Source organism: Arthrobacter sp. ZGTC412, assembly GCF_002929215.1.
Taxonomy (GTDB): Bacteria; Actinomycetota; Actinomycetes; order Actinomycetales; family Micrococcaceae; genus Arthrobacter.
Genome location: NZ_PJII01000001.1, coordinates 622,548 through 638,038, shown reverse-complemented (window position 1 = coordinate 638,038; position 15,491 = coordinate 622,548). Strand labels below are relative to the sequence as shown.

13 protein-coding genes are annotated in these 15,491 nt (G+C 66.0%); 6 read left to right on the top strand and 7 right to left on the bottom strand.

The genetic code is table 11. The features are described from left to right. Positions 1-32: 32 nt before the first annotated feature. The gene (locus CXQ88_RS03005) at positions 33-758 is read left to right on the top strand and encodes an ABC transporter ATP-binding protein (RefSeq protein ID WP_104042645.1); all 726 of its coding nucleotides are present in this window, start codon (positions 33-35) and stop codon (positions 756-758) included. Next, positions 748-1,695, top strand: a complete 948-nt coding sequence (locus tag CXQ88_RS03000) for an ABC transporter permease (protein ID WP_104042644.1) — start codon at positions 748-750, stop codon at positions 1,693-1,695. Before CXQ88_RS03005 ends, CXQ88_RS03000 begins: the two co-directional genes overlap by 11 nt. An 80-nt stretch (positions 1,696-1,775) precedes the next feature. Here the strand turns inward: CXQ88_RS03000 and CXQ88_RS02995 are convergent, their stop codons facing one another. Beyond that, complete coding sequence (locus tag CXQ88_RS02995; protein ID WP_258061661.1) at positions 1,776-3,806, bottom strand: hypothetical protein; 2,031 nt, start codon at positions 3,804-3,806, stop codon at positions 1,776-1,778. Positions 3,807-4,197: 391 nt separating this feature from the next. Between CXQ88_RS02995 and cobA the strand changes: the two genes are divergently transcribed. Next, complete coding sequence (gene cobA, locus CXQ88_RS02990; protein WP_104042643.1) at positions 4,198-5,487, top strand: uroporphyrinogen-III C-methyltransferase; 1,290 nt, start codon at positions 4,198-4,200, stop codon at positions 5,485-5,487. Positions 5,488-5,584: 97 nt separating this feature from the next. Continuing rightward, positions 5,585-7,051 (top strand): FAD-dependent oxidoreductase, encoded by a 1,467-nt coding sequence (locus CXQ88_RS02985; RefSeq protein WP_104042642.1) that lies wholly within the window; start codon positions 5,585-5,587, stop codon positions 7,049-7,051. 103 nt (positions 7,052-7,154) lie between these two features. On the opposite strand, the gene CXQ88_RS22235 is transcribed toward CXQ88_RS02985, so the two are convergent. Genes CXQ88_RS22235 through CXQ88_RS02970 form a run of 3 tightly spaced genes read right to left on the bottom strand, consistent with a single transcriptional unit; the run spans position 7,155 to position 9,564 of the window. Then, positions 7,155-8,414: an SRPBCC family protein gene (locus tag CXQ88_RS22235; RefSeq protein ID WP_258061660.1), complete on the bottom strand. Its 1,260-nt coding sequence runs from the start codon at positions 8,412-8,414 to the stop codon at positions 7,155-7,157. Positions 8,415-8,442: 28 nt separating this feature from the next. Next, positions 8,443-9,270: a DUF1206 domain-containing protein gene (locus CXQ88_RS02975; protein WP_104042641.1), complete on the bottom strand. Its 828-nt coding sequence runs from the start codon at positions 9,268-9,270 to the stop codon at positions 8,443-8,445. Positions 9,271-9,273: 3 nt separating this feature from the next. After that, a complete protein-coding gene (locus CXQ88_RS02970) occupies positions 9,274-9,564 on the bottom strand; it encodes a hypothetical protein (protein WP_104042640.1) in 291 nt (96 codons plus the stop codon). Positions 9,565-9,717: 153 nt separating this feature from the next. Between CXQ88_RS02970 and CXQ88_RS02965 the strand changes: the two genes are divergently transcribed. Next, positions 9,718-10,254: a hypothetical protein gene (locus CXQ88_RS02965; protein ID WP_104042639.1), complete on the top strand. Its 537-nt coding sequence runs from the start codon at positions 9,718-9,720 to the stop codon at positions 10,252-10,254. Between the two features lie 106 nt (positions 10,255-10,360). On the opposite strand, the gene CXQ88_RS02960 is transcribed toward CXQ88_RS02965, so the two are convergent. The 3 genes from CXQ88_RS02960 to CXQ88_RS02950 form a co-directional block, all read right to left on the bottom strand. Further along, positions 10,361-11,584: an AI-2E family transporter gene (locus CXQ88_RS02960; RefSeq protein ID WP_104042638.1), complete on the bottom strand. Its 1,224-nt coding sequence runs from the start codon at positions 11,582-11,584 to the stop codon at positions 10,361-10,363. 118 nt (positions 11,585-11,702) lie between these two features. After that, positions 11,703-12,383, bottom strand: a complete 681-nt coding sequence (locus tag CXQ88_RS02955; protein WP_104042637.1) for a FadR/GntR family transcriptional regulator — start codon at positions 12,381-12,383, stop codon at positions 11,703-11,705. Positions 12,384-12,389: 6 nt separating this feature from the next. Then, positions 12,390-13,751, bottom strand: coding sequence for an MFS transporter (locus CXQ88_RS02950; protein WP_104042636.1), 1,362 nt, complete (start codon positions 13,749-13,751; stop codon positions 12,390-12,392). Between the two features lie 145 nt (positions 13,752-13,896). Between CXQ88_RS02950 and CXQ88_RS02945 the strand changes: the two genes are divergently transcribed. Then, positions 13,897-15,465: a CYTH and CHAD domain-containing protein gene (locus tag CXQ88_RS02945; protein WP_104042635.1), complete on the top strand. Its 1,569-nt coding sequence runs from the start codon at positions 13,897-13,899 to the stop codon at positions 15,463-15,465. The last annotated feature ends 26 nt before the right edge of the window (positions 15,466-15,491 follow it).

Below are 15,491 nucleotides of genomic sequence, written 5' to 3'. Positions count from 1 at the left end.
TTTTCTCTCACCACCTACGTAAGGACGGCACCATGCCAGTCGTACTGGAACACTTGGGCAAGAGCTTCGGCGACGGCGCCCCGGTACTGGACGACGTCAACGCCAACATCGGCAAGGGCGAGTTCGTTGCCCTCCTCGGTGCCTCCGGCTGCGGCAAATCCACCCTGCTGAACATCATGGCGGGACTGGAGGCTCCGTCGTCGGGCGCGCTCGAAGTGCCGAGCGATGGTGCCGCCTTTATGTTCCAGGACGCCGCACTGTTCCCCTGGCTCACGGCCCGGGAGAACATCGAGCTGGCCCTGAAGCTCCGCAACGTGCGCAAAGCCGAGCGCAAGGCCAAGGCGCAGGAGCTCCTCGAACTGGTGCACCTGGGGACGGCGGGGGACAAGCGCCCGCATGAACTATCCGGCGGCATGCGCCAGCGCGTGTCCCTGGCCCGGTCGCTCGCGCAGGACCGGCAGTTGCTCCTCATGGACGAGCCGTTCGCCGCCTTGGATGCCATCACGCGCGACCTGCTGCACGACGAGCTTGAACGCATCTGGAAGGAAACCGGGCGCACCATCGTCTTCGTGACCCACAACGTCCGCGAGGCCGTGCGGCTGGGCCAGCGTGTGCTGCTGCTGTCCTCCCGCCCAGGCCGCGTTGTCCAGGAATGGGCAGTCACCGAGGAACATCGAACCGACGCCGGGCTCGCCGGCCAGCTGACCGGGGTCATCACCGCCCGGCTGCGTGAGGAGATTCGCCGCCATGCCAAGTAACCCAACCCCGCTCGCTGAGGCCCCATCCGAACCCGTCGAAACCCGGCATGTCCACGCAGCTTTGACCCGGTCTTCCACCGGGCGCGAGGACCTGCGGGAACTCGAGTCCGGGCTTGACTCCCTGCAGTCCGACGCCGACCGTAAGCACCGGATCGACTGGAGCCGGGTGCTCCTGCCCATCGCGGCCCTCGTGGCCCTGGTCCTCATCTGGCAGTTCTACGTCTCACTCGGTGTGAAGCGCCGCGACCTGGTGCCCGGTCCGCTGGACGTTGCGGCCCAGATGGGCGTCCTCTGGAACGAGGGGAAACTTCAGGAATCCGTCTGGACTTCGATGCAGCGGGGGCTGGTCGGCTTTGTGATCAGCGTGGCCATCGCAACACCGGTGGGCCTGCTGCTGGCCCAGGTGGCTCCGCTCCGCCGCGCTTTCGGCCCGCTGATCTCCGGCCTGCAGGTGCTGCCCTCGGTGGCCTGGGTACCCGCCGCCATCATCTGGTTCGGCCTCACCGACGCCACCGTGTACTTCGTGATCTTTATGGGCGCCATTCCCTCCATCATCAACGGGCTTATCTCGGGCGTTGACCAGATTCCGCCGCAGTACCGCCGGGTGGGCACCGTTCTGGGTGCGTCCCGTCTCCAGATGGCGCTGCAGATCATACTCCCCGCCGCGCTGCCCGGGTACCTCAGCGGCCTCAAGCAGGGCTGGGCCTTCTCCTGGCGCTCACTTATGGCCGCAGAAATCATCGCCGTGGGCGGCACCATCGGCTTCGGCCTGGGCTCGCTGCTGGACCAGGGCCGCCAACTGTCCGACATGTCAGTGGTGATGGCGGCAATCCTGCTTATCCTCGCCGTGGGCATCCTGATCGAACTGCTGGTGTTCGCGCCGATTGAGAAGCGCCTCCTGCGCAGCCGCGGCCTACTCTCCGGCAGCACCCGCTAACCCCTACCGCTCGAAAACGAAACCAGAAAGCCCGACGGCGACTTCCGCCGTCGGGCTTTCTGCTCCCTGTTCCTGCGCTGTTACCGCCTCGTCAAGGTCCCGCAGCCGTGGACTTCGAAGCCCTTGGCTGCAGCAGGCACCGTGACGATGACCCGGGCCGAACCGATGTAGTTGTCAATGATTTCGTTGAAGGTCCCGGAGAATCCGCGGAGTGTTGCCCAGTAGCAGGATTCACCTGCGCTTGAGCCGTAGTACGTGCCTGGAAGAATATCGATGCCCACCCGGTACGTCCCGTTCGCGCTGATACGGGTTGCCCTGGCACCGGTCGAGGGAACTGTGGTCCAGGAACCGCAGCGTTTGGTCACGAATCCTACGTCCCCGGGAAGGATCTGGACATAGGTCTTGGCCGGACCGAAGTAGTTTGCCTTGATCTGACTCAAGCTTCCGGAGAACCCACTCACGCGCTCCCAATAGCAGCTGCTGCCTCCACCTGTGGACTTGTATAGTCCGGGTTTGATGCCGGTTCCCACTCGGTAGGTCCCGTCACCACGCAGGACCGTAACAGCCCAGACCGGTAGCTTCACGGGCGTGGTGAGGGCGGATCGCGTGTCGTAGTAAGCCTTACTAGCCCAGACCCGCACGGAAACTGACTTTCCGTTGTCCGCTGCGGCCACCCGGTATGTTCGGGATCTTGCCCCGGATATGGCGGCGCCGTTCCGGTACCACTGGTAGCTGTACGCCGACGGTGCAACCGAATACGTACCCACGTTGGCCGTGAGAGTTGAGCCGAGCGATCCTCCGCCGGTCACCCGGGGGCTCGACTTCATACCGATCAATGCCTTGCCGACGGTGACCACTTTTGTCACAGCCGAGCGAGTGGTGTACCCGGGCTTTGAGACGGTTACCTTCACGTTGACGCGTGCGCCGATATATCCGGTACTGAGGTAGAGCGAGGGCCCGGTGGCGCCTCGCACCGCTGATCCGTTGCGATACCACTGGTAGCGGATGGTGGAACCCGAGGTCCAGGCTTGGGATATGCGCAAGGTTTGGGTATAACGATGCAGGCCTGTAACCAGCAGCGACTTGGTTGCCACGATGTTTCCGGCGGCAATGGAACGGACTGCGGAGAATCGATCCACGGTTGTGAAACCGGACTTAGTGGCTCGGACCCTGGCCTTGATCGGCTTCAAATAGTCCGATGCAGTGGTGGCGTAAGTGCGGCCGATAGCGCCCGGGATGGCCACTGTTCCCCGGAACCACTGATAGGAAAGCGATGCTCCAGTGGGCGCCCAAGTTCCGGGGTTCACGGTCTGGACCTGTCCCACGCGGGCGGTACCCGATACTACTGGGGCCGGCGATGAAAGGAAGCTTCCCTTGAGCGCGAGTAGTTGAGTGGAAGTCAAGGCCAGGGACGTAAAGCCTTCAGCTGAAACTGTTGCCTTGGCCCAAAGTTTCTGCCCGACGTCAGCGGCTGAAACCGTGTATTTCTGGTCTGTGGCTCCGACGATTCCGGTTGCGCCGCGGTACCACTGATAGTCGGAACGAAAGCTCTGACCGGCTGCGTCATTCCACACGGGGGCGTTGAGCGACAATATCTCGCCAACGGCAGGCTTACCGGCAACGGCACCGTTCCATGCGATTCCGGTGAAGACGGCGGGGCGGACTGCCACGGAGACAGCGTCCACCCTGTTCCCGGGAGTCTCGGCATCCACCGAGGCTTCTACAGTCAGCCGGACGGACTTGCCGGCCATGGACGGCTGAAGCAAGAGAGCGTCTTGCTCTCCGGGCACTCGGCCGGCCGTGGGAAGGGCGATTCCGTCGATTGACCAGTTGTATGTCAGCCAACCGGCTCCGGTCCACTGGCCGCCTGTTGACGTGAGCGTGCCGCCAACCACCGGATCGCCGTCGATGACGGGCGGAATGACATTTACTGGAACTGCTGGCGCGTCCGCCGCCGGCGGTTGATCCGCGACGGGCGTCAGAGGCTCGGCTGGAACAGGTGCCGGTTCCTCGATGGTGCTTGTTTCCGTCGGCAGCGCGTAGGCCGCCGGAGCCATCAGCAGGCCAGCGAGCAATGCAAGTGAGCCGGCTGTGGCAGTTGCCCTGGTCAAACGACCAGGGCGCGTCCGAGTGCGGACGCTGTGTTGCAGAGACAAATGAGTCCCCTTCCCCCATATGAGACCGATCGGCGAGCCCGATCGGAGTAATTGTATGGTGAGTCACGGACAGTTTTGGATCGGACGCAGCCCTGCTCCCGGCGGCCCGTGAAGGCAAGGAAACCGCCGTCCCAGCCAGCCCTTGTTTAGCTCAGTTGGACCGCCCGATTTCAAAGAAAGCCGTCTGCAATCCGCCCCTGCGACTGTTGCGGCATGACCTGTCCGAACTGCTCACCGTCGGAACGGAAAATCCTTTGGTCAGGAAAGTGTGACGCAGCGTTACCTTACGTGAACTGGTGTTGCTCGGCCTTTGTGGGCCATTGTGACGCGGCCCTACCGTTGATTCATGGCAATTCAGGATATTTACCCCACAGCGCTGCGGCTGCTTGGCCGCCCCGTGCTGGTGGTGGGCGGCGGCCCGGTGGCTGCCCGCCGCGCCAAGGGACTGCTCGACGCCGGTGCGCGGGTCACCGTCGTAGCTCCTGTTGCCTCTGACGCGCTACGGGAACTGGCTGACGCCGGCCTGCTCACCTGGGAGCCGCGCACCTACGATTCGTCCGACGTCGACGGCGCCTGGTTCGTCCAGACCGCCACCGGCAATTCCGCTGTGGACGCCCAGGTGTCCGCCGACGCCGAGGCACAGCGCATCTGGTGCGTCAACGCCTCCGACCATGAAGCCTCCGCCGCCTGGACCCCCGCCGTCGCCGAGGTGGACGACGTAAAAATCGCCGTCAACGCCGGGGGAGACCCGCGCCGTGCCATGGCCGTCCGTGATGCCGTCGCCACAGCGCTCGAAACCGGGGACCTGCCGCTTCGCCGTCGCCGGGCTTCCGCGGGAAGTGTCGCCCTGGTGGGTGGCGGGCCCGGCGACACCGGCCTCATCACCGTCCGCGGCCGCAGGCTCCTGGGCCAGGCCGACGTCGTCGTGGCAGACCGCCTGGGCCCGCGCGAACTCCTGAACGAACTGGCCCCCGACGTCCGCGTCATCGAGGTCGGCAAGACCCCCGGCCACCACCCCGTCCCGCAGTCAGAGATCAACCGGATCCTCGTTGAAGAAGCCCTGAAAGGCCACCGCGTGGTCCGGCTCAAGGGCGGCGACCCCTATGTCCTGGGCCGCGGTGGCGAGGAAGCCGAATACTGCCGGCAGCACGGCGTCGAGGTTGAAGTGGTTTCCGGCGTTACGTCCGCGATCTCCGTTCCCGCCGCCGCCGGCATTCCCGTCACGCACCGCGGCCTGGCCAAGGGCTTCAGCGTGGTGACCGGCCACGAGGAACTGTCGGAAGTTCCGGCCCGTCCGGACCACACCGTTGTCCTGCTGATGGGCGTGGGCCAGTTGCGCGAATCGGCGTCCGCTCTGGGCAAAGCCGGTCTGCCCGGCGACACCCCGGTTGGTATTGTGGAAAACGGCTATTTGCCGAACCAGCGCGTAACCATCGGCACCCTCGGTTCAATTGCGGACCAGGCGGAAGCCGCCGGCGTCGCAAATCCCGCAGTGATTGTCATCGGTGACGTGGTGCGCGTAAGCCCCTTCGCGCCGTCGCACTTCAAAACCGCTGACTACAGCACCATCACCCCGAACAGCCCCCGCAAGACTCCCAGCTCCACCCCGGACAAGCCCCGCGTCCTCACCACCTAGCCCCACCCAGCCAGCTCGCACTTCACGCACCGAAAACGCAGTTTGAGGGCGTTATCTGCGAGCCAGTTGGGACGGATCGAAGAAAAGGAACACAGCCGTGTCATCAAGCACCACCGTAGGTTCTGCCGAACGTCCGCTGCGCGTCGCCGTCGTGGGCTCCGGCCCGGCAGGCGTCTACGCCGCGGACATCCTCACCAAGAGCGAAGCCGTCAAGAGCGGCGAGCTGACCGTCAGCATCGACCTCTTTGACCGCTACCCGGCACCCTACGGCCTGATCCGCTACGGCGTGGCCCCGGACCACCCCCGCATCAAGGGCATCGTCAACGCCCTGCACAAAGTCCTGGACCGCGGCGACATCCGCTTCTTCGGCAACGTGGACTACGGCACGGACCTCAGCATCGAGGACCTCCGCACCCACTACGACGCCGTCATCTTTGCCACCGGCGCCATCAAGGACGCGGACCTGAACATTCCCGGCGTCGAGCTGGACGGCTCCTACGGCGGCGCGGATTTCGTCTCCTGGTACGACGGCCACCCGGACGTCCCCCGCGAGTGGCCGCTGGAGGCCAAGGAAATCGCCGTGATCGGCAACGGCAACGTCGCTTTGGACGTGGCCCGTGTCCTGTCCAAGCACGCCGATGACCTGCTGGTCTCCGAAATCCCTGACAACGTCTACGCCGGCCTGAAGAACTCGCCCGTCACCGACGTGCACGTCTTCGGCCGCCGCGGCCCTGCCCAGGTCAAGTTCACCCCGCTGGAGCTGCGCGAGCTGTCCCACTCCAAGGACGTGGACATCATCCTGTATCCGGAGGACTTCGAGTTCGACGAGGAATCCGACCGCCAGATCCAGACGAACAACCAAACCAAGACCATGGTGGGCACGCTCACCAACTGGATCGCGGAGCAGCCCGAGGACCTTTCCGAGCTGAAGGCCTCCCGCCGCCTGCACCTGCACTTCCTGCACAGCCCGGTAGAAATTTATGACGACGCCGAGACGCCGGGCAAGGTTGCCGGCATCAAGTTCGAGCGCACCGAGCTGGACGGCACGGGCAACGCCCGCGGCACCGGCGAGTTCGTGGACTACCCTGTGCAGGCCGTGTACCGCGCCATCGGCTACTTTGGTTCGGCCCTGCCGGACGTTGAGTTCGACCACAAGAAGGGCGTGGTAACGAACGACGGCGGCCGCGTCCTGGACGCCGCCGGCCAGCACGTGCCGGGCATCTACGCAACCGGCTGGATCAAGCGCGGACCGGTCGGCCTGATCGGCCACACCAAGGGCGACGCCCTTGAGACTGTCACCTACCTGCTGGAGGACCGCGAAAACCTGCCGGTCGCCGCCGTGCCCGAGGCGGAGGCCGTCGTCGACCTCCTCGACGCCCGCGGCGTGAAGTTCACCAGCTGGGAAGGCTGGCTGGCGCTGGACGCCCACGAGCTGGCCCTCGGTGCAGCCGCCACGGAGGCCGGCGGTTCGCACGGCGTCGAGGTCAAGCGTGAGCGCATCAAGGTAGTGCCGCGCGAGGACATGGTTGCCATTTCCCGCGACGGCGTCTCCGCGCAGGTCTAGTCGTTTAGCTACGAAGCGGGGCCACGTGCCGTCCCACCCGGTGAGGGCTTTGGGCGGCACGTGGCCCCGCTGCTTTAAGCGGCGTCCAATTAACCCGGCTTCGCTACTTCCCCGCCCCGCCCACCGCCATCAGCTCCAGGCGCTTCAGGGTCTCGCGGTTCCGCACCGTGATCATCGGGTCCCGCATAACCTTGGGAACCTTCTTGCCCGGACCGCGAATGGCGTCCTCTGCCACGGTGACCAGGCATTGCCCGCCCTGGTCCTGAAGCGTGATGGCCACCTTGGCTTCGCCCATCGGCCAGCCGCGAGCCACCAGTTCCAGGGACTTTCCGGGTTCGACGGCGGTCACCCTGGTGCTGTCGTTGATCACCAGCGGCCAGGCGCCTACGGAGTGATGAAGGCGGGCTCCGACCTGCGGCCAGGTGTCATCCACGGCGCGGATACGGGAGGCGCCCACAACCCAGCCGGAGTACAGCCAGCCATCGGCAATCACCCGCCAGACGTCAGCGGCAGGGGTGTTGAACAGCTGGGACACGGTGGACATGGTGTTCCTTCCTGAGGTGGCAGGGCTGGTGTGGTTTCCCGCCGGAGTGCTGTCGGCGGCAGAACGCGCGACGGCGGGTGGTGCGGGCTGCTGTGCCGTCCGGTAGGAGCGCTCCCGCAGGCGGCGCGTCCAGGCGTAGGTCTGTGCGCCGGGCGGCTGGTTCTTGAGGGGATTGAAGCGCAGGGAAGTGTCAGCCGGTTCCGGGGCGGCCCGCAGCCGCAGTTCCCCGCACTGCCGCCACTGCCCGGCGGGTGTGGCCCAATACAACCCCAGTACCCACTCGCCGGCCGTGACGGATCCCGCCTGCAGGCTTATGGTCCGAAGCCCCAGGAGTACGGGACCCCTCCGGCCGCGGTAGGGCATCAGTGTGGTGAAGGTGGCCGAGGAGACGTCGAGCTTGGGCTGGAGCAGGAACCTCCCGGGAACATTCCAGCCGGTGGAGGCAAACAGCACGTCTGCCGGGCCGCCGTCGTCTGCCGTCCCTGAAGCGCCGATGCTGGACGGTGCCGCGCGGAGCGCGAGCCCCAGGACGTCCGGAAGCCTCTCCGGCAACCCGGCCGAACGCGAAAACCGCGCTGCAACGGGATCGATGCCTGAAGAGTCGAGCCAGTCCAGGCCGCTCGGCTCGCCGGAGTTCCCGGTCCTGGTCAATTCACCGGTCAGGCCAATGCCCTTGGGGTGGATCGGCCGGTCGGGGCGGGCCACCTTAAGGAGCCGGAACAGGGCAGCAAAAGCCCGGCCGGCCGTCTCTGTGACACTGGGGACCACGTCCCGCGCCCTGCCGCCGTCGGCTGGTTGCTCCCTCAAGAAATGTGTCATGCTTCCTTCCTACCCATAAAAGGTGGAACTACATGCGTCCGAACCTCGACCGGATCAGGGCGAAAATTCCGTAGGCAATGAATCCTGCCCCGATGGCCACCAGCAGATACGGGCCGAAGGGATGGTCCCGGAGGGCTTTGAGGCCGCCGTCCAGTCCGGTGGACTCCTCGGGGCTGTGCTTGGCGGCGGCGATCACAAACAGCAGCCCGGTAAGGCCGAGGGCGGCGCCTTTGGAGATGTGGCCGGTGACGCCAAGGGTGTCGATGAGCCGGCCGCGCCGGGTGCCGTCGAAGTGAAAGAGTTCGTCCTTGAAACCGCGCCGGACCCCCTTGAATACGAAGTAGATCCCGATCCCAATGATGGTCAGGCCCAGCGCCACCAGTGCCCACAGCCCCAAGGGTGTGGCCATCAGCGACGCGCTGAAATCGCTCGTCCTTTCACTGGAGTCCCCTCGCAGCCCCACGGCGAAACCGGCGAAGCTGAGCCCAACGCTGGTGTAGGCGATGGCCAGGAAGCCCGACGAAATAAGCTTGGAGACCCGTTCCTTGCGGGGCAGGCGCCGCGCCCTCAGGGTGGCTTCGCTCGCCTGCCACAATCCCAGGCCGAAGCACGCCAGCACACAGGCCCACATCACCGCTGGGCCCCACGAGTTGGCGGCCAGCTGTTCAATGGCCCCGGTGGGTTCCGCCTCTCCGGGCTGGCCAAAAGCCACTGCGACGGCGATGGCCCCGATAATGACATGCAGCAGGGCCATCACGGCAAACCCTGTCCGGGCCAGGACGTCCAGGGCGGGATGGTTGGAGGCGTCCTCGACGGCGTCCGCGGCCTGGCTGATGGTGGATTCGATGTCCGACACAGGTCAGCCGTTCATGGGCCCTTCGGCACGCATCTTATCCGCGCCGGGTCCCTCGACGTGAACGGTGCAGCGGACCACAAGCTTTCCGGGTGCGTTGTCCAGCTCCACCAGGGAATCGTCCGCGCTCAACACCGTAAAGACCTCAGAGCCTGCCACAACAGCCACGCCCTTGGCTTTGGCGGTGTCGCGCGCATTCCCGTACGCCTCGCGCTGAAGCCCGTCAACGTAGCTGCCGTCATCTTCACGGGCGGGGTCTCCGAAGGCCCAGCCAAACAAACTCCCAGTAGTTCCCATGACGACGATATTACGCGGTCTGCCCGAGCAAGACGGGCTTTCGTAACATTAGTAAGTGTGCTTACCATAGGCGGACCATGACCTCGATGGGACACAGCAAGTGAAGTCCGCAGGCGCGGCATCTCAACCAGTTCAACGTTAGGAATGCACATCATGGCAGGAAATCTCATTGCCCGGTCAGTCCACGATCTGACGGCAGCAGCGTGGTTCGGTGGATCCCTGATGGGTGCCATCGGCCTGAACGGCGCATCAGCGGAAGCCAAGGACCCCGCCGAGCGCACCCGCCTTTCCAGCGCCGGCTGGATGAAATGGGCACCCTTCCAGACGGCGGCGTTTGCCTCACACCTGGTGGCGGACCTCGCCATCGCGTGGGAGAACAAGGAACGCATCGCACAGCAGGACGGCGTTGCCCGGGACACCGTGATCAAGACGGCGGTGACGGTGGTGGGCGCAGCTGTAACCCTGTACTCCGGGATCCTTGGCAAGAAGGTCGAGAAGCTCGCAGCTGAGGGTGCCGAGGGCGCCACCGAGCCGCGGCCCGATGCTTCCGACGAGCTCAAGGCTGCCCAGCAACAGCTCAAGATGCTGCAGTGGGTCATCCCCGGTTTCGCCGGACTCGTTGTGATCCTTGGTGCCAAGCACGGCGAGATGCAGCGGCCCAAGAACGTGTTCGCGGGCCTGCAGAAGTAATCACTCAGCCGTCAAGATGAAGTGACGACACACAAAAAGGATGGCGCAGCCGGAATACCGGGTGCGCCATCCTTTTTTGTGCGTCGATACAGTCGACCGGCAGCCCTTAGATGGGCTGGCTGTTGGGCGGTGGCAGGTCCGGGTTCATGTCCTCCATGTTCGGATCCTCGGCCGTCCACACCTGGATGATGGCCCAGGCGACGGCGGCCAGCGGGACGGACAGCACCGCGCCCACGATGCCTGCCAGGATGGTTCCAGCGGTCAGTGCCATCAGGATCACCAGGGCATGGAGTTGCAGCGACTTGCCCATCACGATCGGCTGCAGCAGGTCACCCTCAAGCTGGTTGACGGCGATGACTACTGCCACCACAATCAGCGCCACCACGGGACCGTTGGCCACGAGGGCCACCAGGGCGGCGAGGATGCCGGCAACGGTTGCTCCCACGAGCGGGACGAAGGCTCCGATGAAAACGATGATGGCCAGCGGTATGGCCAGCGGAACCTGCATGATCAGCAGCGCGGCCCCGATGGCTACTGAGTCCACCAGCGCAACGATGGCGGTGCCCCGGACGTAGCCGCCAAGGACCTCAAGGGTGCGGCTGCCTACCCGGCGCAGCTTGGCCTCGCGTTCCCCCTTGAAGGGGCGGAGGAAGAAGTTCCAGATTTTGGCGCCGTCCTTGAGGAAGAAGAACAGGATGATCACCACGAGGCTTGCCCCTGCAAGAAACTCAGTAACCACGGACAGCCCCGTGATGGCGCCTGAGCGTACCTGGCTGCTCGTGGCGAACTGAATGATCCCCTCGCGTGCCTGGTCCAGCTGTGCCTGCTCGAGGGGGATGGGGCCAGTGAGCAGGAACTGCTCCAGCTCATCCAGCCCTGATGCAGCCTGCTGTGCAAGTTCACCCCACTGGTTGCGGACCGAGTTGTAAATCACTGCGGAAACGCCGCCCAGTACCAGCAGCAGCCCAATGAAGGCGATGGCCGTGGCCAGGCCGCCGCGTAAGCCGCGGCGCCGGAGCATGTTGACGAACGGGCCGATGGCAGCTGCCAGGATGATCGCGATCAGAATGGGAATGACCAACAGCTTGATCTGCATCAGGGCGTAAACGGATACGACGGCGATTGTCAGGATCAGCAGGACCTGCGCCGAGCGGATGCCTACCCTGCCCAGCCCGTCTGCCCACAGCGCGCCGGGGGGCTTGGGTTCTCGCTTTCTTGCAGTGGCTGCCGGTGCGGGTCCCTGCTGCTGCAGGGCTGACCCGGCCGCGGATACTGGCTGCGGGGTGTCGCTGCCCGGCCCGTGGTCGGTCGCGCGTGTTGCTGGCGCCATGGGGACTCCTCATTGTCGGCTGGTGCCCTGGGCGCGCGTGTGCGCGGCAGGGATACTACCCTTCTCAGATAGTAAGCCTACTGACCGATTAAGGAAGGTTGAAACCCCGAGGGCCGGATTATCCGGCCAGCCATTCCGCGCAGGAGTTCAAGTTCGTGTTGACAGTGGCAATCGCCGCGTCCTCGTCCCGTTGCTCAACGGCTGCCAGCAGGAAGTCGTGCCCCTCCTGCTGGAGCCCCTCGAAGCCGGGGCGGCGGAGTTGCTTCAGTAGATCCTCGTGAACCACGGCGCCGAAGCTGACATAAAGCTCATGCAGCAGGGGGTTGCCCGACGCCTGCGCCACCCGCTCATGGAAGCCCCAGTCCGCCCGCGCCCACCCCTCGTAGTCTGCCGAGCTCCAAGCCTCGTTCCTGTCGGCGAGGAGGGCTCTCAGGGCTGCGACGTCGTCGGCCGTTGCGTTCCGTGCCGCGAGCCGGGCCGCCTGCGCGTCCAGGCCAAGCCGAACTTCCAGGATGTGGGCCTCGGTGTGGTCCTGGTACATGCGCCGGGCAGCGCCGGAGATCTCGCTGGTGGCACGGACGTAGGTGCCGTCGCCGCGGCGGACTTCCAGCATGCCGCTGTGGGCGAGCGCCTTGATGGCCTCGCGGAGCGTGCCGCGCGAGACGCCGAGATCGGCTATCAGCCCGGTCTCTGACGGGATGCGCTGGTGGAGGGGCCACTCGCCGGATTGAATCATGGTTCGAAGCTTCGCGGTGACTTCGTCGGCCAGCGGCGGGCGGTGGGAGGGGCTCAGGGCCATGGCGTCCTACTTCCCGTTGCCGGTGGTGCGGCCGCCAGAGGCACCGGCAAGGTTGCCGGCCGAAGTTCCGGCGACGCTGCGGGTCATCGCGCGGCCTGTGATCAGGTGCGCCACCACAATCTGCACCAGCGCCAGGGCCAGCAGCAAAGCGAGGGGCAGGGTCCAGCCGCCGGTGGCGCTGTGCAGGAGCCCCATCCCGAACGGGCCGGTGGTGGCGAGCAGGTAGCCCGTGGACTGGGCCAGTGTGGACAGCGCTGTGGTTTCGGCCGTGGTTGAACCGCTGCGGCTGATCATCACCATAACCAGCGGGAAGATGCCCAGGCCAAAGCCCAGCAGGATCGCGGGAACGATGGCCAGGCCCACGGGCAGGACTAGGAGCAGGGCCACGCCCGCCGCCATGGTGGTGCTGACCAGGTAAAACGCAGGCCGCAGCATCCTGGGGCGGGAGCCGATGGCGATGAGCAGCATGCCCGAGGGAACGGACACCAGCTGCATCAGTCCGAACATCAGCCCGCTCTCCGAGGCATCCAGCCCCATGGTGGTGAGCATGTAAGGGAACCAGCTCAGCAGCGCGTAGGCCAGCAGGGACTGGAGCGTGAAAATAGCGGTCAGCAGCAGCCCTTTCCTGGTCCGCAGCAATGGCCAGGGGGACACGTGCCCCGCCGTCGAACGCGTGCTGTGCCGGTGGGCGTGCAGTGCCACAGGCAGGAAGCCCAGGAATGCCGCCACGGCAGTAATGCCAATGGCACCGACGGCGGCGGACGGGGATCCGAGGGCCTGTGCCAGTGGTACGACGGCGACGGAGGTGACGGTGGCCCCGGTGGTCATGGTCACCGTATAGACGCCGGTCATCAGGGAGGTTCGGTGGGCGAAGTGCTCACGGATGAAGGACGGCATGGCCACGTTGCAGACAGCCAGCCCGGACATTCCCACTACACTGCCGGCCACCAGCATCCCGGTAGCGGGGATCCCGCGCAGCAGGAGGCCGCCGGCAAGCATGGCCAGGGACAGGAGGATCGCCTTCTCCACCCCCAGCCTGCCTGTCAGCCATGACGTGCCGGCTCCCGCCAGGGCGAAACACAGGGTGGGGATCGACGGGATGAACGCGGCCACCAGCGGCCCGTACCCCAGCACCATCTGCAGGTCGTGCAGCAGCGCCGATGCCCCGGTGATGCCCGCGCGCAGGTTAAGCCCGATCAGCACCAGCGCAACCACCCCGAATACGACGGCGGATCGGGGCTTGGTAAGCGCGGTCCCGGACGTCGCAAGGGACGCGGCGGACCCGGGCAACGGCATGGGTGCCGGTGCGGCCCCAGGAGCAGGGGCTGTGAAAGACGCGGCGGCAGGAGCGGGGGGTGTGGCTGGCATCCTTCCACGCTAAAGGTTAGACGTTTGATGTCTCCAGTTTTGTGGCCAAGCTCTCCCGGCTCATCTCGCCCGGGAATAGACTTCCAGCGAGGGCTCCGACGCCACCGTGCCGGCCCGCACGCAGGAACAACGCGGAAGGACGGCTGTGAAGGCTTCCCAGGGAATCGAGATAGAGAAGAAGTACGACGTTGGTGACGACGCCACGGTGCCCGCGCTGGCAGAACTGCCCGGCGTTGCCCGTGTGGGGAATCCCCACACCGCTGAGCTCGAAGCTGTGTACTTCGATACCGACCGGCACACGCTCGCATCCCGCCGCATCACCCTGCGCCGCCGCACCGGTGGGATCGACGCCGGCTGGCACCTGAAGTTGCCCCCGGAAGCGCCTGCCGGATCCGGAACGGAACCCCAGCAGCGCCGGGAGCTGCATGCACCGCTTGGCCAGCCCGGCGTCGTACCTGACATCCTGATTGCCCGCGTGCAGGCACACCTGCGCGGGACGGAAGTGGCGCCGGTTGTCCGGCTCGAAACACGGCGCACCACCTACGCGCTTTACGGGGAGGACGGCGGGCATCTGGCGGACCTGGCCGACGACCAGGTGGAGGCGACACGCCTGCATGGTCCGGCGGACGAACAGCCGCAGCGCTGGCGGGAGTGGGAACTGGAACTCGTGGACGGCGGACCTGAGCTTTTCGGCCCCGCTGAGGAACTCCTCGCCGCCGCCGGCGCCCGTCCCGCCGGGCACGCCTCCAAACTCGCGCGGGCACTCGGCGGAGTTTCAAAAGGGAGGGGAGAACAGAAGGAGGAAAGTCCCGCGGCGCTGATGGCCGGAAAGAAGGCCCCGGCGGCCGCCGTCGTCACCGTCTATGTGGCGGAGCAGCTGCGCCAACTCCTCGCCGAGGATGCCGCGGTCAGGCTGGAGGAACCCGAGGGCGTCCATGACATGAGGTCCGCAGTCCGGCGCATCCGCTCGGTACTGGCCGCCTACCGGAAGCTCTACCGGGCGGTGCCGGTGCGGCGCCTGCGGGACGAACTTCACTGGTTGGGCCTGTTGCTGGGCGAACCCCGGGACGCCGAGGTCCTGCTGGGCCATCTTCGGGCACACCTTGATGAGCTGCCGCCGGGCGAGGGAGCTGACGCGGCGAGGGAGCAGGTGGAGCGTAAGGCCGGGGCTGCATTCGACGCCGGTTACCGGCGGCTTCAGGAGGCGCTGCAGTCGGGGCGCTATTTCCGGCTGCTGGACGATCTCGAAGGCTTCTGCAGCCGGCCACCGGTGCTGTCGCAGGCCGTGGCCCCAGGCCGGACCATTACCACAAAGGTGGTGGAGAAGTCCGCCCGCCGGCTGCGGCGCTCGCAGAAGGCCGCTGCGCATGCCCGGCGCGGGATCGCCCACGAGAACGCCCTCCACCAAGTACGCAAGGACGCCAAAAGGCTTCGCCATGTTGCCGAGTCGGCGGGGCTGGTGCGGGGCAAACGCGCCAGGAAAGTGGCCAAGGCCGCCCACCAGCAGCAAAAGATCCTGGGCGATTACCACGACGCCGTCATTGCGCGGAACCTGCTGCAGACCCTCGAAGCTGGCCACGGGCTGCCGGAGACCACGGCGGAGGCGCTGGCAGTACTTCGGGCACGCCAGGCGGAACTAATGGACGCGGCGGAGGCCAAATACCGCAAGGCCCGCAAGAAGTCCCGCGATCAGCTGTTGCCCCGGGTCATCTAGTCCCTACCCGGCACTCGCAGGCTCGA